The sequence below is a fragment of the Endothiovibrio diazotrophicus genome (genome assembly GCF_054657215.1).
The window spans coordinates 60571-81652 of record NZ_BAAHXB010000009.1; the positions used below are offsets into that span (position 1 = coordinate 60571).

Genomic DNA, 21082 nt, shown 5'->3' on the forward strand with positions numbered 1-21082 from the left:
CCCGGATCGGGCGCTCGGATCGATGAAAACGCCCGTGGGTTTCGGCCTGCGGGCGTTTTTTTTCAGCGGCAGACGTAGCGCCCGTCGGCCTGTCGCCGGGCGCACTCCTTGTCCACCTCGGTGCAGGTCATCGCCTTGATCTTGCGCGAGCCGCCCAGGTCCTTGCAGTCGTGGAACTGGGCGCGCAGCTCATTGTCGGTGAGCGAGGCCATGCCGCCGTCGCAGCCGGCGAGGGGGATGGTGGCGAGCGCGATGATGATGGGAAAACGCATGTCGGTGGCTCCTCGTCCTGTGGATTGGGACGGCGTCGGCGAGGACGGCGCCGGTTTTACGGGGGCGGATTTTGGGTGGGTTCCCCTATTCTCCTAGACGACGTCCCGCGTGGAAAGTTTTTCGGCCGGAAAATCGAGGGGAAATTCGGCACGCCATGACGAACTGGGTGAAGGGTTGGCCGCGGTAGATCTTCTTTTGGCGGCGCAGGGTGCGGAAGCCCTGGGCGAGGAAGAAAGGTCGGGCGGTGGTGCTCACTTCGGCGCGCAGTCGGTGGGCACCGAGGCGGTGGGCGGTACGCCGCAGCCGCTCCATCAGCAGCCGGCCGACGCCGCGGCGCACCGGCCGGACGCGTATGGTCATCAGCCCCTGTGCTTGGTTCCCAGCCGCGCGTAGTGCTGGGCGGAGTAGCGCAGGAACTCCCGCTCTTCGTCGGTGATCGGCCGCGCCTGTCTGGCGGGGCTGCCGACGTAGAGGTGGCCGGCCTCCAGCCGCTTGCCCTGGGTGACCAGGGCGCCGGCACCGATGATCACCTCGTCCTCCACCACCGCGCCGTCGAGGACGATCGCGCCCATGCCGATCAGGCAGCGGTTGCCGATGGTGCAGCCGTGGAGTACCACCCGGTGGCCGACGGTGACGTCTTCGCCGATGGTGGTCGGGTGGCCGTGGGGGTTGTAGCCGCTGGCGTGGGTGACGTGGACCACCGAGCCGTCCTGGACGTTGGAGCGGGCGCCCACCTTGATCGAGTGGATGTCGCCGCGCAGCACCGCGGTCGGCCAGATCGAGGCCTCCTCGCCGAGGGTCACCTCGCCGATCACCACCGCCGTCTCGTCGACGAAGGCGCTGTCGGCGATCTGCGGGATCTTGCCGTCGAATTCGCGAATAGCCATTGGAAAACCTGAATGTTGTTGTCGGAGTCGAGCAGGGAAGAGTCAACCGCAGATTAACGCAGATGGACGCAGATTCACGAAGATCTTTATCTGCGCCAATCTGCGTTAATCTGCGGTTCGTTCTCTTCCGTATGCGATGAGCGGTCAGCGGTAGCGGCGCAGGTACCACCACTCGAAGAAGCGTTTGATGCCGTGCATCAGGCTGAGCTTGAACAGCACGTTGCGCTTGAGGGTGCGCAGCACCAGGATGCCGCCGTCGAGGGCATCGACGATACAGAGCAGCTCCACCTTGAAGGTGTGTTCGGCGGGCCGGTCGTTCATCACCGCGAGCAGGTTCTTCGCCGCCGCCTCGGCCTGCAGGTCGGCCATGTGCGCCTGCTTCGGCATCCAATCGGGGCCGGGGAAGGAGCCGGCGTCGCCGGCGATGAAAATCTCCTTGAAGCCGGGCACCCGGCAGTTCTCGTCGGCCAGGATGAAGCCGCCGGCCGACAGCGGCAGGCCGCTCTCGGCGGCCCACGCGGGGCCGGTCATACCGGGCATGAAGAGGGTCAGGTCGGCGGGGATCTCGCCCCCCTCGGTGACCACCTTGTCGGCCTCGATCGCCTTCATCTTGTGGCCCAGGTGGGTCTGGATGCCGCGCTTCTTCATCTCCTCCAGCAGCCGCTCCACCGCCTGCTCGCCGAGGCGCTGGCCCGGCTTCGACGCCGGGCTGAAGAAGGTGAGGGTGAAGTCGTCGCGCCGCCCCTGGCGGCGCAGCAGGGTGTCGATGCCGAAGAGGAACTCGAACATCGGTCCGCCGCGCATCGCCGAGGGCTCCTTCGGGTTGCCGGCGAAGCCGAAGGCGAGGTGGCCGCCCTCCATCTCGTTGAGCCGGTCCCGTACCCGTGCCACCTGGTCGAAGTCCTGGCAGGGGATCGCGGCGTTTTCGATCCCCGGCAGCTTCTTGATGAAGCGTCCGCCGCTGGCGATCACCAGGTAGTCGTAGCCGATGTCGCCGTATTCGCTCTTCACCACCCGGTCGTGCGGGTCGAGGCCGCTCACCGTGGCGTTGAAGTGTTCGACGTCGTGCTTGGCGTACCACTTGGCGAGCGGGACGGTGAGGTCCTCGCGCGTGCGCATGCCGGCGGGGACCCAGATCAGGCTGGGGTAGAAGAAGAGTTCGGAGTGGGGGGAGACGACGCTGATCGGATTTTTGCACCCCTGCTTGCGCAGGGTGTGGATCGCGGTCAGCGCGGCGAAGCCGGAGCCGAGGACGACGATGCGTTTCATGGGAAGTCTGCTTGCTGGAAATGGAATGAGTCCATTGTACCAAGAGCTGCCGCGCGTTCTATGTGACTAACGCCCCGAACAGGGGGGCGGGGCGTGTGCAGCCGTCCGTTCGGGGATGGTGCATTCGTATCGCGGCGATTTCTTTGACCCGAAGGAAGAGGCACGAAGGGCCTCGCGGTGCTGCTCGCCGTGCCCGCGGCGACCGCTCCCGATCCCGACCACCGGCCGGCGGTGTGGGGCGCCCGCGCCGACGGCACCCTCAAGCTCGACGCCGCCGACGCCAGCCCGCTGCTCGCCCTGCCTGCCGAGGAGGGTCTGCGCGCCCGCCTATGGGGCTACGGCGGCGAGCGGCTGCGCGGATACGCCTTTGATGGCAGCCGGGTTATCGACACCCGCCTGCCGATGGTCTCCCACTGCGGTCTGGGCAACGACCGCCACTACGGTCACAACCAGGAGGGCGACGCCCATTGGGGGCACCCCGGGCGGCGCAGCGGCGCAACGGCCAAGGACGGCGCGCTCGCCCTGCAGCCCCGCGACGGGACCCTGTGGCTCGCTGTCGACCAATGCCTCTACCGCTTTGACGTCGGCGGCGCCCTGACCGGCGCGCTGGAGAGCGACGCCGCGGTGGTCGGCATCGCCGCGGATACCCGCCGCGAGTGGCTAGCGACCTGCTCGCCCCAAGCATCGTCTTCACCGCCCCCGCCGACGGAGCGTTGCTCGCCGATAACCGTCCCACCCTGCAACTGGAACTGGCTGACGGAGAGTTTTGATTTTCCGGGTTTCATCCATTCGCGTTGCCAGTGGGCGGGGAGGCGGGTACCCTTGCGCGCCTGGGAGTCGGCCAGACAGCCGCGGCGTCCTCCTTCGGGAGGGCGCGGAGGAAAGTCCGGGCTCCATAGGGCAGGGTGCCAGGTAACGCCTGGGCGACGCGAGTCGACGGAAAGTGGCACAGAAAAGATACCGCCGATGGCCCCTTTCGGGGGCACAGGTAAGGTTGAAATGGTGCGGTAAGAGCGCACCGCGCCGGTGGCAACACGCGGCGGCAGGCTAAACCCCACCCGGAGCAAGACCAAATAGGGGAACGATGGTGCGGCCCGCACCGTTCCCGGGTAGGTCGCTCGAGGGGCGCGGCGACGCGCTTCCCAGATGAATGGCTGTCCACGACAGAACCCGGCTTACCGGCCGGCTCCCACCTTTTTTCTCCCACCCACGAGCAAGCACCACCCGGCCACTGGCCGGGTGGTGCTTGCTCGTTCTTCTTTCGTTCTCTTTTGGTTTGCGCTAGGCTTGGCAAACCGTTCGTCGGGAATTCTCTCCCACTTCGCTCCACCGGGTCCCCGGTCGTCCTCGTCTTCTCTTGATTTCTCACTTTAGAAGTTGTTTGCAACCTGTTGATTTATATGGTTGCGTCCCTTCGCTTTTCCGTCTCCGGAAAGTTCTCTAAGTCATTGTGTCACAGAGGGTTTTTACCCGCGCTCACCTTGACAGGTGGGGGCGTCGGTTCCTATAGTGTGCCGAAGTGGGTCCAGGTGGGGATTTGTGGACCATTGGGGGAAAACGGGGGAAATCGGGGGGTGAGGTGTTTCGAGGTGTCAATCCTCTCAACCTGGACGCGAAGGGACGCATGGCGATCCCGTCGCGCTACCGGGAGCGGATCCAGGAGGCATGCGATGGTCAGTTGGTGGTCACCATCGACCGCGATCGCTGCCTGCTGCTCTATCCGCTGCCGGAGTGGGAGGAGATCGAGCGCAAGCTGGTGCGTCTGCCGAGCCTCAACAAGCAGGCCCGACGCCTCCAGCGTCTGCTGATCGGTCACGCCACCGAGACCGACATGGACAAGGCGGGGCGCATCCTGCTGCCCCCCCCGCTGCGCGAGTACGCCACCATCGACAAGAAGGTGGTGTTGATCGGTCAGGGCAACAAATTCGAGGTGTGGGACGAGGAGCTGTGGAACGCCCGGCGCATCGAGTGGCTCGAGGAGGAGGATGACGAGGCGCTGGAACTCCCCGAGGAGTTCGGGTCGCTGTCGCTGTGAGTGCGGCGGCCGGGAACGACGGGTTCGCCCACCGCACGGTGCTGCTGGACGAGGCGGTGGAGGCGTTGGCGCTGCGCCCCGACGGTCTCTACGTGGACGCCACCTTCGGCCGCGGCGGGCATGCGCGGCGAATCCTCGAGGGCTTGGGGCCGCAGGGGCGCCTGCTCGGCATCGATCGCGATCCCGAGGCGGTGGCCGCGGCCGAGAAGGGGCTTGCACTGGACGGGCGGTTCGCCATCGAGCGCGCCCGTTTCGATGCCCTCGCCGGGCTGGTGGCGGCGCGGGGCTGGTCCGGCCGGGTGGCCGGCGTGCTGATGGATCTGGGGGTCTCCTCGCCGCAATTGGATGACCCGGAGCGGGGTTTCAGTTTCCTGCGCGACGGTCCGCTGGACATGCGCATGGATCCCGACGGCGGGGTGAGCGCGGCGCGTTGGCTGGCCCGTGCCGAGGACGGGGAGATCGCGCGGGTGCTCAAGGCGTACGGCGAGGAGCGCTACGCCAAGCGGATTGCGCGGGCGATCGTTCGCGAGCGTGCGGTGGCGCCGATCGAGACCACCAAGCGGCTCGCCGAGGTGGTGGCGGCGGCCAATCCGGCCTGGGAGAAGGGGAAGCATCCGGCGACCCGTGCCTTCCAGGCGATCCGCATCCAGGTCAACGGTGAGCTGGAGGCGCTGGAGGCGGCCCTGGCGCAGGCGGTGGCGGTACTGGCCCCGGCCGGAAGGCTGGTGGTGATCAGCTTCCACTCCCTGGAGGACCGCATGGTGAAACGTTTCATCCGTGCCCAGGCGCGGGGGGCGGAGCTGCCGCCGGATCTGCCGGTGACGGTGGAGCAGATGGGCGGCACGCTGCGCGCGGTGGGCAAGGCGGTGCGTGCGGGCGACGAAGAGCTGGAGGCCAATCCCCGCGCGCGCAGCGCGGTGATGCGCGTGGCGGAGCGGCTTGGCCGCGGGTAACGGAGGGAGCGGGGTGAGCGCAGGGCGGGTACCGGTGGCGATCCTGGCCGCGGCGAGCATGCTCACCGCCTTCGGTGTGGTCTATGCCAAGCACGCGAGCCGCAAGGAGTTCATCGAGCTCCAGGGGCTCCAGGCGCAGCGCAACCGGATGAATGTGGAGTGGGGACGGTTGCTCCTGGAAGAAGGGGCGTGGTCCTCCCACGGGAGGATCGAGAAGACCGCCCGTGAGCGTCTCGGCATGCGCCTGCCGCGCGCCGAGGACGTGGTGATCGTACGCAGACGTTTGAGCCGCTGAGCCGTTAGGCAGGCTCCTGGTTTGCGGACCCCGCGCGGGGTCCGGGTCGCCGTCGGGGGACGCCTCGGCGGTGGATTTTTCATTTTGGGGTTGCAACCGAAAACTCATGAATCGGGAGGCGTCGAATCCGACCTTTCCCCTGCGGCGAAGCGTGGTGTTGGCCTGCTTCGTCGCGGCGGCGGGGGTATTGCTCTGGCGGGTGGTGGATCTCCAGGTCTATAAGAAGGAGTTCCTCCAGCGGCAGGGGGACGTGCGTCATCTGCGCGTGGTCACCATGCCTGCCCACCGCGGCATGATTACCGACCGCAACGGCGACGCCCTGGCGGTGAGCACCCCGGTCGCCTCCCTGTGGATCAATCCCCGTGATTTTGTCTATAACGGCAGCAAGACGCTGAAACTTGAGCGTCTGCTCGGGTTGCAGCGCGGCGCGGTAAAGGCGCTGGTGGAGAAGCGCAAGGATCGCGAGTTCGTCTACCTCAAGCGGCGCATCACCCCGGAGCTGGCCGACCAGGCTCTCGACCTGGAGATCCCCGGTCTCAACCGCCAGGCGGAGTTCCGTCGCTACTACCCCGCCGGTCCGGTGACCGCCCACGTGGTGGGCTTCACCAACATCGACGACAAGGGGCAGGAGGGGTTGGAGCTGGCCTATGACGAGTGGCTGCGCGGTACCACCGGGGCCAAGCGGGTGCTCAAGGATCGCCTCGGCCGCACCATCGAGAACGTCGAGAACATCCGCTCGCCGCGTCCCGGCCGCGACCTCAAGCTGTCGCTGGACCGGCGTATCCAGTACCTCGCCCACCGCGAGCTGGCCGCCGCCGTCGAACGCCACAAGGCCAAGGGGGGGTCGGTGGTGATCCTCGATACGGTCAGCGGCGAGGTGCTGGCGATGGCCAACCAGCCCGACTACAACCCCAACAACCGCCACGGTCTGAAGGTCGGCCGTTTCCGCAATCGGGCGGTGACCGATCTGTTCGAGCCCGGTTCCACCATCAAGCCGTTCACCATCACCTGCGGCCTGGAGTCGGGCGACTACACCACCGAATCGCATATCGATACCGCCCCCGGCTACTTCACCGTGGCCGGCTTCACCATCAAGGACCACCGCAACTACGGCGACATCGATCTGACCACCGTGCTGCGCAAGTCGAGCAACGTCGCTGCCAGCAAGATCGCGCTCTCCGAGCCGCCGCGCTGCCTCTGGTCGGTGCTGCGCCGGGTCGGTTTCGGCGACACCACCGGCAGCGCCTTCCCCGGCGAGGCCCAGGGGCTGCTCGCCCACTACGAGACCTGGCGGCCGATCCACCAGGCGACCCTGGCCTACGGCTACGGCCTTTCCGCCACCGCGCTGCAACTGGCCGACGCCTATGCAGTGCTCGCCGCCGACGGCGTCAAGCGCCCGCTCTCCTTCGTCGCCGTCGAGCGTCCGGTGGAGGGGGAGCGGGTGATCGACGCCGAAGTGGCGCGCAAGGTGCGCACCATGCTGGAGGCGGTGGTGGCCCCCGACGGCACCGGCCGTCGCGCGGCGATTCCCGGCTACCGGGTGGCGGGCAAGACCGGCACCGCCCACAAGCCGGTGGCCGGCGGCTACTCCGAGGACCGCTACCGGGCGCTGTTTGCCGGCATCGCCCCGGCCAGCCACCCCCGCCTGGTCGGGGTGGTGATGATCGACGAGCCGACCGACGGCGAATACTTCGGCGGCCTGGTGGCCGCGCCGGTCTTCTCGCGGGTGATGGACGGCGCGCTGCGCCTGCTCGACATCGCCCCGGACGACCTGCCGATGGCCGACGGCGGCGGCAGCGGCGACCCCGCGGCCCGGGCGGCGAAACGGGGGAATGCATGATGGTCGCTCTCGAACGGCATCCCGGGATGCGCCTGTCGCGCCTGCTGGAGGGGTTCGCCGCGGTGCCGCCGGCGCTCGACTGCCTGGTCAGCGGACTCGCCGGGGACAGCCGGCAGGTGCGCCACGGCGACCTGTTTTTCGCCCGCCAGGGGGGAGGCGGCCACGGCCTCAGCCACCTGGAGGGGGCCCTGCGCAACGGTGCGGCGGCAGTGGCGTGGGAGCCGGCGGAGGGGGTGGCGACGATCGCACCGGCGCTCTCCGGTACCCCGCTGATCGCGGTGCCGGGGCTGAGTCGGCGAGCCGGTGAGATCGCCGCCCGTTTCTACGGCGAGCCGGCCAGCGGGCTCTTCACCATCGGCGTCACCGGCACCAACGGCAAGACCTCGGTGGCCGCCTTCGTCGCTCAGGCGCTGAACGCCGGCGACGGCCGCTGCGGGCTGATCGGCACCGTCGGCTACGGCCTGCCGGGGCGGATGGTGGAGGCGAGCCACACCACGCCCGACGCCCTGCGTCTGCACGAGCTGCTCGCCGATTTTCTCGCCCGGGGGGCGGACAGTGTGGCGATGGAGGTCTCCTCCCACGGCCTGGCGCAGGGGCGGGTGGCGGGGGTGGCGTTCGACGTGGCGCTGTTTACCAATCTGAGCCGTGACCACCTGGACTACCACGGTGACATGGCCGCCTACGGTGCGGCCAAGGAGCGGCTGTTTCTGGAGCTGACCCCGGCCTGCGCCGTGATCAACGCCGACGATCCTTTTGGCCGCCAGTTGCTGGGGCAACTGGCGGCCAAAAGGATCGAGTGTTTCGGGTATTCCGTCGAAGAGAAAGACGAGTGCGCGATTCGGGGGATGGTGGCCCAGACGGATCGGGGAATGACGATTGCGGTGACCTCGCCGTGGGGCGAGGGGGTGATCGAGAGCGCGCTGCTCGGGCGGTTCAACGCCTCCAACCTGCTCGCCGCCCTCGGCGCACTGGGCTGCGCCGGGGTGGCGATCGACGAGGCGTGCCGGCGGCTCTCCGCGGTCGCCGCGGTGGCCGGGCGGATGGAGCGCTTCGGCGGCGGTGACCAGCCCCTGGTGGTGGTCGACTACGCCCATACCCCCGACGCCCTGGCGAAAAGCCTGGAGGCGCTGCGCGGCCACTGCGGCGGACGGCTTTCCTGCGTGTTCGGCTGCGGCGGCGAGCGCGACCGCGGCAAGCGGCCGGAGATGGGGCGGGTGGCCGAGCGGCTCGCCGACCGGGTGGTGGTCACCGACGACAACCCGCGCAGCGAGGAGGGCGCGGCGATCGTCGCCGAGATCCTCGCCGGCATGGAGCACCCCGAGGCGGCGACGGTGGAGCGCGACCGCGGGCGGGCGATCGCCGCGGCGGTGGCGCAGGCGGCGCCCGGCGACGTGGTGCTGGTGGCCGGCAAGGGACACGAGAATTACCAACAGGTGGGGGCGGAGCGCCGCCCCTTCAGCGATTGCGATGCGGTGCGCGCGGCGCTGATCCCGAATCGGGCGGTGCGCGAGCGAGGGGGACGATAGCCGATGCTTCTCTATCTTGCCGAGTGGCTGGCCGGCTACTACAGCGGGTTCCATGTGTTCCAGTACCTGACCCTGCGGGCGATCCTCGGGGTGCTCACCGCGCTCGCCATCTCGCTGCTGCTCGGCCCGGTCATGATCCGCCGGCTGGTGCGCCACCAGATCGGCCAGCAGGTACGCAACGACGGGCCGGAGTCGCACCTGTCGAAGAGTGGCACCCCGACCATGGGCGGGGCGCTGATCCTTGCCGCGGTGGTGGTCTCCACCCTGCTGTGGGCCGATCTCGGCAACCGCTACGCCTGGGTGGTGCTGCTCACCACCGCGCTGTTCGGCGCCATCGGCTGGATCGACGACTACAAGAAGGTGGCGCTGAAGAACTCCAAGGGATTGTCGGCCAAGGCCAAGTACTTCTGGCAGTCGCTGGGGGCGCTGGCGGTGGCCGGCTTCCTCTTCTCCACCGCCCAGGTGGCGGCGGAGACCCAGCTGATCGTCCCCTTCTTCAAGGAGGTGGCCCTCGATCTGGGGTGGCTGTTCATTCCCCTCACCTACCTGGTGATCGTCGGCTCCAGCAACGCGGTCAACCTCACCGACGGTCTCGACGGTCTGGCGATCATGCCGACGGTAATGGTGGCCGGCGGGCTGGCGGTGTTCGCCTACCTCTCGGGCCACTCCACCTTCGCCCAGTATCTGGCGATCCCCTTCGTCCCCGGGGTGGGCGAGGTGGTGATCTTCTGCGGTGCGCTGGTCGGTGCCGGGCTCGGTTTTCTCTGGTTCAACACCTACCCGGCGCAGGTGTTCATGGGCGACGTGGGGGCGCTGGCCCTGGGGGCGGCCCTCGGGGCGGTGGCGGTGGCGGTGAGGCAGGAGCTGGTGCTGGTGATCATGGGCGGGGTGTTCGTCATGGAGACCGTCTCGGTGATCCTCCAGGTGGGCTCCTACAAATTGACCGGACGACGAATATTCAGGATGGCGCCGCTGCACCACCACTTCGAACTGAAGGGCTGGCCCGAACCGCGGGTCATCGTCCGTTTCTGGATCATCACCGTCGTCCTGGTGCTGATCGGTCTGGCCACGTTGAAGATTCGTTAAGAAAGAAGAGTTGTCCGCAAATGAACGCAAATGAACGCGAAATGAAGAAGAACGGAGTTGGCCGCGAAGCGGCCGACACCCTCTTTATTTGCGTTTGTTTGCGTTCATTTGCGGACCTCTTCTTCCAAGGCAACGCGCAATGATGACCGCCACCGACAACTCGATGCCCGCCCCCCCGGCTCCCCTGGCCGGGATGGGTTCGGCCGCGCCCGCGCTGCCCACCAGCGCGCTGGTGGTCGGTCTGGGCGTCACCGGCCTCTCCGTCGCCCGCTTCCTGGCGGCGCGCGGCGTTGCCGTGTCGGTGGTGGACAGCCGCGCCGAGCCGCCGGGGCGTGCGGCGCTCGCCGCCGAGTTGCCCACGGTGGAACTGCTTACCGGCCCCTTCGATGCCGCGCGGATGAAACGGGCGGAGTTGCTGGTGGTGAGCCCCGGCGTGTCGCTGGCCGAGCCGGCGGTGGCCGCGGCGCTGGCCGCCGGGGTCGAGGTGGTGGGGGACATCGAGCTGTTCGCCCGCTTCGCCCTGGCGCCGGTGGTGGCGATCAGCGGCTCCAACGGCAAGAGCACGGTGACCGAGCTGGTCGGGCGGATGGCCGCCCGCGCCGGGCTGGAGACCCGCGTCGGCGGCAACCTCGGTACCCCCGCGCTCGACCTGCTGGGTGAGCGGGAGCCCGATCTCTATGTATTGGAACTCTCCAGCTTCCAGTTGGAGACCACCCGCTCCCTGGGCGCCGCGGCGGCGGTGGTGCTCAATGTCAGCGCCGACCACATGGACCGCTACGCCGACCTCCACGACTACGAGACGGCGAAGGCACGGATCTACCGCGGCGCCGATTGTGCGGTGGTCAACGCCGACGATCCGGCGGTGGTGGCGATGGCCTTCGGCGCGGCGCGTACCCTGCGTTTCACCCTCGGCAGGTCCCGTGACGGCGAGTACGGCGTGGTCGGGTTCGACGGGCGGGCGTGGCTCGCGCGCGGCGGGGAGCGGCTGTTGCCGGCCGACGAGCTGCGCATCGCCGGTCGCCACAACCTGGCCAATGCCCTGGCCGCCCTGGCCCTCGGCGAGGCGGTCGGGTTGCCGCCGGCGCCGATGGTCGCCGAGCTGCGCGCGTTTGCTGGTCTGCCCCACCGCACCCAGTGGGTGGCGCAAAAAGGCGAGGTCGACTGGTACAACGATTCCAAGGGGACCAACGTCGGGGCGACGCTGGCGGCGATCCACGGCATGGGCCGGCCGCTGGTGCTGATCGCCGGTGGCGATGGCAAGGGGCAGGATTTCACCCCGCTGCGCCCGGCGCTGGCCGAGCACGGCCGGGCGGCGGTGCTGATCGGCGCGGATGCGCCGCGCATCGAGGCGGCCCTCGCCGGGGCGCTGCCGCTGGTCCATGCCGCCTCCCTGGAGGAGGCGGTGGCGCGGGCCGCGGCGCTGGCCGAGCGCGGCGACTGCGTGCTGCTGTCGCCCGCCTGCGCCTCCTTCGACATGTTCAGCGGCTACGTCGAGCGCGGGGAGCGTTTCGTCCGCGCGGTGCGGGAGGGGCTGGCATGAGCGGCGCCGCGGTCATCGCCAATCAGAACGTCGCCGCCAAGGGCGCCAAGGGGGCCGCGCCGGTGCATGCGAGCTGGCTGCCGCCGTTCCTCGACGGCTGGCTGCTGGGCGCGGTGCTGGCGCTGCTCGGCCTGGGGCTGGTGATGGTCGCTTCCGCCTCCATCGGCATCGCCGACCGCGCCGGCGATCCGCTCCACTACGCCGAGCGCCAGCTGATTTACGCGGTGATGGGGCTGGCCGCCGCCTGGGTGGTGTTGCAGTCGCGGCTCGCCCAGTGGGAGCGGGCCGGCGCGGTGCTGCTGTTCATCGCGCTGCTGATGCTGGTGGCGGTGCTGGTGCCGGGGATCGGCCGCACCGTCAACGGCGCCACACGCTGGCTCCCCCTGGGGGCGATCAACCTGCAGGTCTCGGAGCTGGCCAAGCTGTTCATCCTGGTCTATCTCGCCGGCTACCTGGTGCGCCGCGGCGAGGAGGTGTGCACCACCGTCAAGGGGTTCCTCAAGCCGATGGCGGTGGTGCTCGCCGCAGGTAGCTTGTTGATGGTCGAGCCCGACTTCGGCGCCACCGCGGTGCTCATCGCCACCGCCCTGGGGATGATGTTCCTCGGCGGTGCCCGGCTCTGGCTGTTCGGCCTGCTGGTGGCGGCGGTGAGCGGTCTCGGGGCGCTGCTGGCGATCACCTCCCCCTACCGCATGGCGCGCATCACCGGCTTCCTCGATCCCTGGGCCGATCCCTTCGACAGCGGCTTCCAGCTGACTCAGGCGCTGATCGCCATCGGCCGTGGCGAGTGGTTCGGGGTGGGGCTAGGCGGCAGCGTGCAGAAGCTCTTCTACCTGCCCGAGGCGCACACCGACTTTCTCTTCTCGGTGCTCGCCGAGGAGCTGGGGATGGCCGGCATGGTCGCCGTGATCGCGCTGTTCGGCGTCGTCGTCTGGCGCGCCTTCACCATCGCCCGCCAGGCCGAGGCCGCGGGGGATCGCTTCGGTTCCCATCTCGCCCACGGTATCGGTCTGTGGATCGGGATGCAGGCGTTCGTCAACATGGGGGTCAACATGGGGATCCTCCCCACCAAGGGCTTGACCCTGCCGCTGATGAGCTACGGTGGTTCCTCGCTGATCGTCATGTGCGTCGCCCTGGCGTTGTTGCTGCGCATCGGTGTGGAGGCGCGCCTGGAGGTGCGGCGGCCGGCGAAGAAGGCGCCGTCCTCGCCCTCACGGCGGGCGCCGGCGAAGTCCGCCCCCGCCGCCGACCACCCGCCGCGCAAGGCCCCGGTGCGGAGGGCCGGTCGATGAGCGGGCGCACCGTGTTGATCATGGCCGGTGGTACCGGCGGCCACGTCTTCCCCGCCCTGGCGGTGGCCGAGCGGCTACGCGCCGACGGCGTCGAGGTGGTGTGGATGGGAACCCGCGCCGGGCTGGAGGCGCGGGTGATCCCCGCGGCGGGGATCGAGATGGAGTGGGTGAGCGTCGCCGGGTTGCGCGGCAAGGGGCTGCTGCGGCTCCTCGCCGCGCCGCTGAAGCTCATCCGTGCGCTGCTCCAGGCGCTGGCCATCCTGCGCCGCCGCACCCCCTGTGCGGTGCTCGGCATGGGCGGCTTCGTCACCGGTCCCGGCGGGGTGGCGGCGCGCCTGCTGGGGGTGCCGCTGCTGATCCACGAACAGAATTCGGTGGCCGGGCTGACCAACCGGCTGCTCTCGCGCATCGCCTCGCGGGTGATGGAGGCGTTTCCCGGTTCGTTGAGCGGCGCCCAGTTCGCCGGCAACCCGGTACGCGGGCCGATCACCGCGGTGGCCGAGCCGGCCGCGCGGTTGGCCGGTCGCAGCGGGCGGCCGCGGCTGTTGGTGGTGGGCGGGAGCCTGGGGGCTGCCTCCCTCAACCAGACGGTGCCCCTGGCGCTGGCCGCCCTCGATCCGGACAAGCGTCCCGAGGTGTGGCACCAGACCGGTAGCCGCAATCTGGAGGAGGCCGAGACCCGCTACCGGGCGGCCGGGGTGGCGGCGCGGGTGGTGCCCTTCATCGAGTCGATGGAGGAGGCCTACGGCTGGGCCGATCTGGTGCTCTGCCGCGCCGGCGCGCTGACCGTCGCCGAGCTGGCGGCGGTCGGGGTGGCCTCGCTGCTGGTCCCCTATCCCCATGCCGTGGACGACCACCAGACCGGCAACGCCCGCTTCCTGAGCGAGGCGGGTGCGGCGCGGCTGCTGCCCCAGCCGGAGTTTACCGCCGAGGGGCTGGCGGGCCTGTTGCACGAGCTGTGCGGCGATCGGCCGCAGTTGCTCGCCATGGCCGAGGCGGCGCGTCGCCTCGGCCGGCCCGACGCCACCGAACGGGTGGCGCGGGAGTGTCTGGCAGCATGTGGGGGGGAGTTGTAGTGGCCAACGGAAATCGACCGGCCGACGCCATGGGGCGCATCCGACACCTCCACTTCGTGGGCATCGGCGGCGCCGGCATGGGCGGCATCGCCGAGGTGCTGCTCAATCTGGGCTACCGCATCTCCGGCTCCGACCAGCGGGAGAACGCGGTGACCCGCCGGCTCGCCGGGCTGGGGGCGGAGATCCACGCCGGCCACGCCGCCGAGCACGTGGTGGAGACCGACGTGGTGGTTGTCTCCACCGCCATCGGCAGCGACAACCCGGAGGTGCGCGCCGCCCGTGAGCGGCGCATCCCGGTGGTGCGCCGTGCCGAGATGCTCGCCGAGCTGATGCGCTTCCGTTACGGCATCGCGGTGGCCGGCACCCATGGCAAGACCACCACCACCAGCCTCACCGCCAGCCTGCTCGCCGAGGGGGGGCTCGATCCCACCTTCGTCATCGGCGGCCAGCTCAACAGCCACGGCGCCAACGCCTGCCTGGGGCAGGGGCGCTATCTGGTGGCGGAGGCCGACGAGAGCGACGCCTCGTTCCTCCACTTGCAGCCGATGATGGCGGTGGTGACCAACATCGACGCCGACCACATGGCCACCTACGAGGGGGACTTCGACAAGCTGCGCAACACCTTCGTCGAGTTCCTCCACAACATGCCCTTCTACGGGCTGGCGGTGCTCTGCGTGGAGGACCCGGTGGTGCGCGACATCCTCCCCGAGGTGGGGCGACCGCTGGTCACCTACGGCTTCCGCGCCGGCGCCGACCTGCGCGCGGTCGAGGTGGCCCAGGAGGGGAGTCGTACCCGCTTCCGGGTGGAGCGCAAGGGGCTGGCGCCGCTGGCGGTGACCCTCAACATGCCGGGTCGGCACAACGTGCTGAATGCGCTCGCCGCCATCGCGGTGGCCGGCGAGCTGGGGGTGGGGGATGAGGCGGTGGCCCGCGCCCTGGAGGGATTCCAGGGGGTCGGCCGGCGTTTTCAGATCAACGGCGAGGTGGAGACCGCCAACGGCCGGGTGCTGCTGGTGGACGACTACGGCCACCACCCGCGGGAGATCGCCGCCACCCTGCAGGCGGCGCGCAACGCCTGGCCGGAGCGGCGGCTGGTGGTCGCCTTCCAACCCCACCGCTACTCGCGCACCCACGATCTGTTCGAGGAGTTCGTGCGGGTGCTCAGCGAGGTGGACGCGCTGGTCCTCACGGAAGTCTACGCCGCCGGCGAGCGTGCGATCCCCGGTGCCGACAGCACCAGCTTGGCCCGCGCGGTGCGCGCCCTGGGGCGGCTGGAGCCCCTGGAGGTGGCCGAGGCGGGCGAGCTGGCCGCGGCGCTGCCGGCGATGCTGCGCGACGGCGACGTGCTGCTCACCCTGGGGGCCGGCGACATTGGTGCGGCGGCGGCGCGGCTGGCGCAGCGGCTGGCGGCGGGAGGCGACCGATGATGGCCGCCCGCGCCCATCCCGGCCTGCGCGGCGAGCTGCGGTTCGACGAGCCGCTGGCGCGCTACACCACGTGGCGGGTGGGCGGGCCGGCGGAACGCCTCTACCGCCCCGCCGACCTGGAGGACTTGGTGGCCTTCCTGCAGGGGTTGCCCGCCGACGAGCCGCTCTTCTGGCTGGGTTTGGGCAGCAACCTGCTGGTCCGCTCCGGCGGCATTCGCGGCACGGTGGTGGCGCTGTCGGGGACGCTCAACGGGTTGCGGCGGGTCGGCGAAACGAAGATCCGTGCCGAGGCGGGGGTGGCCTGTGCCCAACTGGCCCGCTTCGCCGGCCGCGCGGGGCTCTCCGGTGCCGAGTTCCTGGCCGGCATCCCGGGTACCGTCGGCGGGGCGCTGGCGATGAACGCCGGCGCCTTCGGCGGCGAGATCTGGCGGCGGGTGGCAGGGGTCGAGACGGTGGACCGCCGCGGCGTGCTGCGCGCCCGCGGTGCGGAGAACTTTACGGTGGGCTATCGCTCGGTGGCCGGGCCCGTGGGGGAGTGGTTCGTCGCCGCCACCCTGGAGCTGGAGCCGGGCGCCGAGGACGGCCGGGTGCGCGAGCTGCTGGAGCGGCGCAACCGCACCCAGCCGATCGGCGAGCCCAGTTGCGGCTCGGTGTTCCGCAACCCGGAGGGGGACCACGCGGCGCGGCTGATCGAAGCGGCGGGACTGAAGGGGAGCCGCATCGGCGGTGCCTGTGTCTCGCAGAAGCACGCCAACTTCATAGTCAATGACGGTGGAGCCACTCCCGAGGAGATCGAGACGCTGATCGAGCGGGTGCGGGCGGAGGTGGAGCGGGTGCACGGCGTGTGCCTGCAACACGAGGTGCGCATAGTGGGGGAGCGGAGCGATGGCTAGTCCGCGTCGCGGCGCCACCCCGAAGAGACCGCCCCGGCCGAAGCGCGAGTGGCAGGCGCCTGCGCTGCCGCCGCGCCCGGCCTGGCTGAATTTCGGCAACCTGATCGGGCTGGCGGCGATCGGACTGTTCGTGTGGGGGACGGTGGCCGGCGGCCGGTGGCTGGTCGAGCCCACCACCCTGCCGGTGAAGAAGGTGCGGGTGGAGGGGGATTTCCGCCACCTCGCCGCCGGCGAGCTGGAGCGGGCGGTGGACCCGTTCCTGCCGGCGGGTTTTTTCAGCCTCGACGTGGAGGCGGTGCAGCGGGCGGCGGAGACGCTGCCGTGGGTGGCCGGGGCCTCGGTGCGCCGGCTGTGGCCGGATACGGTGCGCATCCGGGTGGAGGAGCACCAGCCGCTGGCCCAGTGGGGCGACGACCAGGTGGTGAGCCGTCGGGGGGTGCGCTTCAAGCCGGCCCGAGTGCCGCCGGGGCTGCCGCGGCTGGACGGCCAGCCGGGGCTGGAGCGGCGCATGGCCGAGCGTCTGGGGGTGATGGGGGCGGCGCTGAGGCCCCTTGGCGTGGACATCCGCCAGCTCACCGTGGATCGCCGGCGGGCGTGGCGGGTGGCGCTGGACAACGGGGTCGAGTTGATGCTGGGGCGTCGCGAGGTGGAGCACCGCCTGCGGCGGTTCGTGCAGTTTTATCCGGGGGTGCTGGCGGCGAAGGCGGAGACCATCCGTACCGTCGACATGCGCTACCCGAACGGTTTTGCGGTGGGTTGGAAACCGCAGGCGGGTGGTGGGGACCACCCAACCCAAAGGGGATGATTCCATGTCCAAGAAGTCGGAAAAGAATCTGATCGTCGGTCTCGACATCGGTACCTCGAAGGTGGTCTGCATCGTCGGCGAGGTCACCTATGAGGGGGACATCGAGATCATCGGCATCGGCTCCCATCCGTCGCGCGGGTTGAAGAAGGGGGTGGTGGTCAACATCGAGTCCACCGTCCAGTCGATCCAGCGCGCGGTGGAGGAGGCGGAGCTGATGGCCGGCTGCCAGATCCACTCGGTCTACGCCGGCATCGCCGGCAGCCACATCAAGAGCCTCAACTCCCACGGCATCGTCGCGATCCGCGACAAGGAGGTGACCGCCGGCGATGTCGAGCGGGTGATCGACGCGGCGCGCGCGGTGGCGATCCCGGCCGACCAGGAGATCCTCCACATCCTGCCGCAGGAATTCATCATCGATACCCAGGAGGGGATCCGCGAGCCGGTGGGGATGTCCGGGGTGCGCCTGGAGGCGAAAGTGCACATGGTCACCGGCGCGGTGAGCGCGGCGCAGAACATCATCAAATGCGTGCGCCGCTGCGGCCTGGAGGTGGACGACATCATCCTCGAGCAGCTCGCCTCCAGCCAGTCGGTGCTCACCGAGGACGAGAAGGAGCTGGGGGTCTGTCTGGTCGACATCGGTGGCGGCACCACCGACATCGCGGTGTTCACCAACGGCGCGATCCGCCACACCGCGGTGATCCCGCTGGCCGGCGACCACGTCACCAACGACATCGCCGTCGCCCTGCGCACGCCGACCCAGCACGCCGAGGAGATCAAGATGAAGTACGCCTGCGCGCTGACCCAGCTCGCCGCCCCGGAGGAGACCATCGAGGTCCCCGGGGTCGGCGACCGGGTCTCGCGCCGGCTGGCCCGGCAGACGCTCGCTGCGGTGGTGATGCCGCGCTACGAGGAGATCTTCGGCTACGTGCAGGAGGAGCTGCGCCGCGGCGGATTCGTCGAGGACATGATCCCGGCGGGGGTGGTGCTCACCGGCGGCAGTTCAAAGATGGAGGGGGTGGTCGAGCTGGCGGAGGAGGTGTTCCACATGCCGATCCGCCTTGGCACCCCGCAGTACGTGACCGGGCTGGTGGACGTGGTGAGGAATCCGATCCACGCCACCGGCGTCGGTCTGCTGCTCTTCGGACACCTCAACCGCAGCGGACGGGGGCCGGAACTGGTCACCGACCGCGGCTTCAAGGGGATCTGGGAGCGGATGCGAGGTTGGTTCCAGGGGAATTTCTGAGGAGATTTCCTGGCATTGGGTCTGTCCGGGCGGAGTAGGCGCCGCCCGGGGTCGTAAACGGTAATTTGCGGGCAAAGCAAAAAATCAGGTTTTTCAGGAGGCTGAAACCATGTCCAACTTGTTTGAGTTGATGGATTCGTACAGCCAGACGGCTGTAATCAAGGTCCTGGGAGTGGGCGGAGGCGGCGGCAACGCCGTCCAGCACATGGTCGAGCAGACCGTCGAGGGCGTCGACTTCATCTGCGCCAACACCGACTCCCAGGCGCTGAAGAGCTCCAAGGTGGGTACCACCCTGCAGCTCGGCGTCAACGTTACCAAGGGGCTCGGCGCCGGTGCCAACCCCGAGATCGGCCGCCAGTCGGCGCTGGAGGACCGCGAGCGCATCGTCGAGGCGGTGCAGGGCGCCGACATGCTCTTCATCACCGCCGGCATGGGCGGCGGCACCGGCACCGGGGCGGCCCCGGTGGTGGCCCAGGTGGCCAAGGAGCTGGGGATCCTCACCGTGGCGGTGGTGACCAAGCCGTTCCCCTTCGAGGGAACCAAACGCAGCAAGCAGGCGTCCGAGGGGATCAAGGATCTCTCCGAGCACGTCGATTCGCTGATCACCATCCCCAACGAGAAGCTGCTCACCGTGCTGGGCAAGAACTGCTCGCTGCTGGACGCCTTCAAGGCGGCCAACGACGTGCTGCTCAACGCGGTGCAGGGGATCGCCGACCTGATCACCCGCCCCGGCCTGATCAACGTCGACTTCGCCGACGTGCGTACGGTGATGTCGTCGATGGGCATGGCGGTGATGGGTACCGGCTCAGGGCGCGGCTCGGAGCGCGCCCGCGAGGCGGCCGAGGAGGCGATCCGCAGCCCGCTGCTGGAGGACGTCAACCTGAAGGGCGCCAAGGGGGTGCTGGTCAACGTCACCGGCGGCCTCGACATGGCGATCGGCGAGTTCGAGGAGGTGGGCAACATAATCAAGGAGTTCGCCTCCGAGGACGCCACCGTGGTGGTGGGCACCGTCATCGACCCGGAGATGAGCGACGAGTTGCGGGTCACCGTGGTCGCCACCGGTCTCAACGGACCGAAGGCGGCCACCGGCGAACGGCCGATGAAGGTGGTCTCGCGCACCAGCGACGGCGAGCTGGACTACGGCAAGCTGGACCGCCCGGCGGTGTTCCGCCACCAGAAGCGGGCGGTGGGCGGCGAGAGCTTCGCCCCCGCCGGCGGCGATTCGGCCGAAGAGGTGGACTTCCTCGACATCCCGGCGTTTCTGCGCAAACAGGCCGACTGAATTGCCGCGACGCAGGTTGGACATGCCCGCTCCCGCCCGGCGGGGGGACCCCGGGCGCCTGCCGGGCGATGGGGGATCGAGTCGCGGGAACGGGAGGACGGCGCCGTTTTTTTTGAAAGTTCCGGGTAGGACGGTGAGCTACTTGACGAGGATTTTCGGAAAAACCGGGCCGTCATCCCGCTTCTGCGGCCGATCGATCCATCGATCGGCGGGCTCCTGGTGGGCCCTTCGCCGTTTTGCGGCGGCAAATCCTTAGTGGTACCATCCCTCGGATCGGACCCGTCCGTCCATTACGGCTGCGTGGGGAAGCAGAAATTGATCAAACAGAGAACGCTGAAAAACGTCATCAAGGCGACCGGGGTCGGTCTGCACACCGGAGAGAAGGTCCTGCTGACGTTGCGGCCCGCCGCGGCGGACACCGGCATCGTCTTCCGCCGGGTGGATCTGGATCAGCCGGTGGAGATCAAGGCCAGTCCCGAGAACGTCACCGACACCCGCCTCTCCACCACCCTCGGCTGCGCGGGGGGCTCCATCTCCACCGTCGAACACCTGCTCTCCGCCTTCGCCGGCCTCGGCATCGACAACGCCTATGTCGACGTGAGCGCCCCCGAGGTGCCGATCATGGATGGCAGTTCCGGCCCCTTCGTCTTCCTCATCCAGTCCGCCGGCATCGAGGAGCAGAACAAGGCCAAGCGCTTCATCCGCATCAAGCGCTCGGTGCAGGTGGAGGATGGCGACAAGTGGGCCCGCTTCGAGCCCTTCGAGGGGTTCAAGGTGGGGTTCACCATCGATTTCGACCATCCGGTGTTCCAGGATCACAGCCAGCACGCGGCGATCGACTTCTCCACCACCTCCTTCGTCAAGGAGGTGAGCCGTGCCCGCACCTTCGGTTTCATGCGTGATTACGAGCGGCTGCGCGAGCAACGTCTCGCCCTCGGCGGCAGCCCCGACAACGCGGTGGTGGTGGACGACTTCCGCATCCTCAACGAGGACGGCCTGCGCTACGAGGATGAGTTCGTCAAGCACAAGATCCTCGATGCCATCGGCGACCTCTACCTTCTTGGCCACAGCCTGATCGGCGCCTTCAGCGGCCACAAGTCGGGCCACGCCCTCAACAACCGGCTGCTCTGCGCGCTGCTCGCCGCCGAGGACGCCTGGGAAGTGGTCACCTTCGAGGATGCCGAGAACGCGCCGATCCGCTACATCAAGCCGGCGGCGCAGACGATCAGCTGAGGGCCTTACCCTTCGTCCTGGTGCCGGTGTGACTATGCAGCGAAATTGAACCGCGGATTTCACGGATGAACGCGGGTTTGGAGAAAATGAAAATCCGCGTTCATCCGTGAAATCTGCGGTTGGAATA

At 69.2% G+C, this 21082-nt stretch carries 19 protein-coding genes and 1 other RNA gene; 16 read left to right on the forward strand and 4 right to left on the reverse strand.

Annotation, left to right across the window (positions count from 1 at the left end; genetic code table 11):
* Positions 1–62: 62 nt before the first annotated feature.
* The 4 genes from ACYQ2W_RS04360 to ACYQ2W_RS04375 form a co-directional block, all read right to left on the reverse strand.
* A complete protein-coding gene (locus ACYQ2W_RS04360) occupies positions 63–272 on the reverse strand; it encodes a hypothetical protein (protein WP_459863610.1) in 210 nt (69 codons plus the stop codon).
* Positions 273–357: 85 nt separating this feature from the next.
* Positions 358–633, reverse strand: a complete 276-nt coding sequence (locus ACYQ2W_RS04365) for a GNAT family N-acetyltransferase (RefSeq protein ID WP_459863612.1) — start codon at positions 631–633, stop codon at positions 358–360.
* A complete protein-coding gene (locus ACYQ2W_RS04370; RefSeq protein ID WP_459863614.1) occupies positions 633–1160 on the reverse strand; it encodes a gamma carbonic anhydrase family protein in 528 nt (175 codons plus the stop codon). Before ACYQ2W_RS04370 ends, ACYQ2W_RS04365 begins: the two co-directional genes overlap by 1 nt.
* A gap of 144 nt (positions 1161–1304) precedes the next feature.
* The gene (locus ACYQ2W_RS04375; protein ID WP_459863616.1) at positions 1305–2429 is read right to left on the reverse strand and encodes an NAD(P)/FAD-dependent oxidoreductase; all 1125 of its coding nucleotides are present in this window, start codon (positions 2427–2429) and stop codon (positions 1305–1307) included.
* 833 nt (positions 2430–3262) lie between these two features.
* Between ACYQ2W_RS04375 and rnpB the strand changes: the two genes are divergently transcribed.
* From rnpB to lpxC, 16 genes are all read left to right on the forward strand, one after another.
* An RNA gene (rnpB, locus tag ACYQ2W_RS04380) (RNase P RNA component class A) lies at positions 3263–3623 on the forward strand.
* 385 nt (positions 3624–4008) lie between these two features.
* A complete protein-coding gene (gene mraZ / locus ACYQ2W_RS04385) occupies positions 4009–4464 on the forward strand; it encodes a division/cell wall cluster transcriptional repressor MraZ (protein WP_459863619.1) in 456 nt (151 codons plus the stop codon).
* A complete protein-coding gene (rsmH, locus tag ACYQ2W_RS04390; RefSeq protein ID WP_459863621.1) occupies positions 4461–5417 on the forward strand; it encodes a 16S rRNA (cytosine(1402)-N(4))-methyltransferase RsmH in 957 nt (318 codons plus the stop codon). The genes mraZ and rsmH overlap by 4 nt, the downstream gene beginning before the upstream one ends.
* 13 nt (positions 5418–5430) lie before the next feature.
* A complete protein-coding gene (gene ftsL, locus ACYQ2W_RS04395; protein WP_459863623.1) occupies positions 5431–5712 on the forward strand; it encodes a cell division protein FtsL in 282 nt (93 codons plus the stop codon).
* 106 nt (positions 5713–5818) lie between these two features.
* Entirely contained in the window at positions 5819–7552 is a 1734-nt protein-coding gene (locus ACYQ2W_RS04400; RefSeq protein ID WP_459863625.1) for a peptidoglycan D,D-transpeptidase FtsI family protein, read from the forward strand.
* Positions 7549–9078, forward strand: a complete 1530-nt coding sequence (locus ACYQ2W_RS04405; RefSeq protein WP_459863627.1) for a UDP-N-acetylmuramoyl-L-alanyl-D-glutamate--2,6-diaminopimelate ligase — start codon at positions 7549–7551, stop codon at positions 9076–9078. Before ACYQ2W_RS04400 ends, ACYQ2W_RS04405 begins: the two co-directional genes overlap by 4 nt.
* A gap of 3 nt (positions 9079–9081) precedes the next feature.
* The gene (mraY, locus tag ACYQ2W_RS04410; protein WP_459863628.1) at positions 9082–10164 is read left to right on the forward strand and encodes a phospho-N-acetylmuramoyl-pentapeptide-transferase; all 1083 of its coding nucleotides are present in this window, start codon (positions 9082–9084) and stop codon (positions 10162–10164) included.
* Positions 10165–10357: 193 nt separating this feature from the next.
* Positions 10358–11704, forward strand: coding sequence for a UDP-N-acetylmuramoyl-L-alanine--D-glutamate ligase (gene murD, locus ACYQ2W_RS04415; RefSeq protein ID WP_459863648.1), 1347 nt, complete (start codon positions 10358–10360; stop codon positions 11702–11704).
* Complete coding sequence (gene ftsW, locus ACYQ2W_RS04420) at positions 11701–12996, forward strand: putative lipid II flippase FtsW (RefSeq protein ID WP_459863629.1); 1296 nt, start codon at positions 11701–11703, stop codon at positions 12994–12996. Before murD ends, ftsW begins: the two co-directional genes overlap by 4 nt.
* Complete coding sequence (gene murG, locus ACYQ2W_RS04425; protein WP_459863630.1) at positions 12993–14072, forward strand: undecaprenyldiphospho-muramoylpentapeptide beta-N-acetylglucosaminyltransferase; 1080 nt, start codon at positions 12993–12995, stop codon at positions 14070–14072. Before ftsW ends, murG begins: the two co-directional genes overlap by 4 nt.
* Positions 14073–14101: 29 nt before the next feature.
* Positions 14102–15499, forward strand: coding sequence for a UDP-N-acetylmuramate--L-alanine ligase (murC, locus tag ACYQ2W_RS04430; protein WP_459863650.1), 1398 nt, complete (start codon positions 14102–14104; stop codon positions 15497–15499).
* A complete protein-coding gene (gene murB, locus ACYQ2W_RS04435) occupies positions 15496–16392 on the forward strand; it encodes a UDP-N-acetylmuramate dehydrogenase (protein WP_459863631.1) in 897 nt (298 codons plus the stop codon). The genes murC and murB overlap by 4 nt, the downstream gene beginning before the upstream one ends.
* The gene (locus ACYQ2W_RS04440; RefSeq protein WP_459863632.1) at positions 16385–17197 is read left to right on the forward strand and encodes a cell division protein FtsQ/DivIB; all 813 of its coding nucleotides are present in this window, start codon (positions 16385–16387) and stop codon (positions 17195–17197) included. Before murB ends, ACYQ2W_RS04440 begins: the two co-directional genes overlap by 8 nt.
* A 4-nt stretch (positions 17198–17201) precedes the next feature.
* A complete protein-coding gene (ftsA, locus tag ACYQ2W_RS04445) occupies positions 17202–18440 on the forward strand; it encodes a cell division protein FtsA (RefSeq protein ID WP_459863634.1) in 1239 nt (412 codons plus the stop codon).
* Positions 18441–18558: 118 nt separating this feature from the next.
* Positions 18559–19722: a cell division protein FtsZ gene (gene ftsZ, locus ACYQ2W_RS04450; RefSeq protein ID WP_459863652.1), complete on the forward strand. Its 1164-nt coding sequence runs from the start codon at positions 18559–18561 to the stop codon at positions 19720–19722.
* Positions 19723–20037: 315 nt separating this feature from the next.
* Positions 20038–20955 carry a UDP-3-O-acyl-N-acetylglucosamine deacetylase gene (lpxC, locus tag ACYQ2W_RS04455; protein WP_459863635.1) on the forward strand — a complete coding sequence of 306 codons (918 nt, stop codon included), beginning with the start codon at positions 20038–20040 and terminating at the stop codon, positions 20953–20955.
* The last annotated feature ends 127 nt before the right edge of the window (positions 20956–21082 follow it).

Coding starts and splice junctions, on each gene's coding strand:
- ACYQ2W_RS04360 (WP_459863610.1), bottom strand. CDS start 272: ATGCGTTTTCCCATCATCATCGCGCTCGCCACCATCCCCCTCGCCGGC.
- ACYQ2W_RS04365 (WP_459863612.1), bottom strand. CDS start 633: ATGACCATACGCGTCCGGCCGGTGCGCCGCGGCGTCGGCCGGCTGCTG.
- ACYQ2W_RS04370 (WP_459863614.1), bottom strand. CDS start 1,160: ATGGCTATTCGCGAATTCGACGGCAAGATCCCGCAGATCGCCGACAGC.
- ACYQ2W_RS04375 (WP_459863616.1), bottom strand. CDS start 2,429: ATGAAACGCATCGTCGTCCTCGGCTCCGGCTTCGCCGCGCTGACCGCG.
- ACYQ2W_RS04400 (WP_459863625.1), top strand. CDS start 5,819: ATGAATCGGGAGGCGTCGAATCCGACCTTTCCCCTGCGGCGAAGCGTG.
- ACYQ2W_RS04405 (WP_459863627.1), top strand. CDS start 7,549: ATGATGGTCGCTCTCGAACGGCATCCCGGGATGCGCCTGTCGCGCCTG.
- mraY (WP_459863628.1), top strand. CDS start 9,082: ATGCTTCTCTATCTTGCCGAGTGGCTGGCCGGCTACTACAGCGGGTTC.
- murD (WP_459863648.1), top strand. CDS start 10,358: ATGGGTTCGGCCGCGCCCGCGCTGCCCACCAGCGCGCTGGTGGTCGGT.
- ftsW (WP_459863629.1), top strand. CDS start 11,701: ATGAGCGGCGCCGCGGTCATCGCCAATCAGAACGTCGCCGCCAAGGGC.
- murG (WP_459863630.1), top strand. CDS start 12,993: ATGAGCGGGCGCACCGTGTTGATCATGGCCGGTGGTACCGGCGGCCAC.
- murC (WP_459863650.1), top strand. CDS start 14,102: ATGGGGCGCATCCGACACCTCCACTTCGTGGGCATCGGCGGCGCCGGC.
- murB (WP_459863631.1), top strand. CDS start 15,496: ATGATGGCCGCCCGCGCCCATCCCGGCCTGCGCGGCGAGCTGCGGTTC.
- ACYQ2W_RS04440 (WP_459863632.1), top strand. CDS start 16,385: ATGGCTAGTCCGCGTCGCGGCGCCACCCCGAAGAGACCGCCCCGGCCG.
- ftsA (WP_459863634.1), top strand. CDS start 17,202: ATGTCCAAGAAGTCGGAAAAGAATCTGATCGTCGGTCTCGACATCGGT.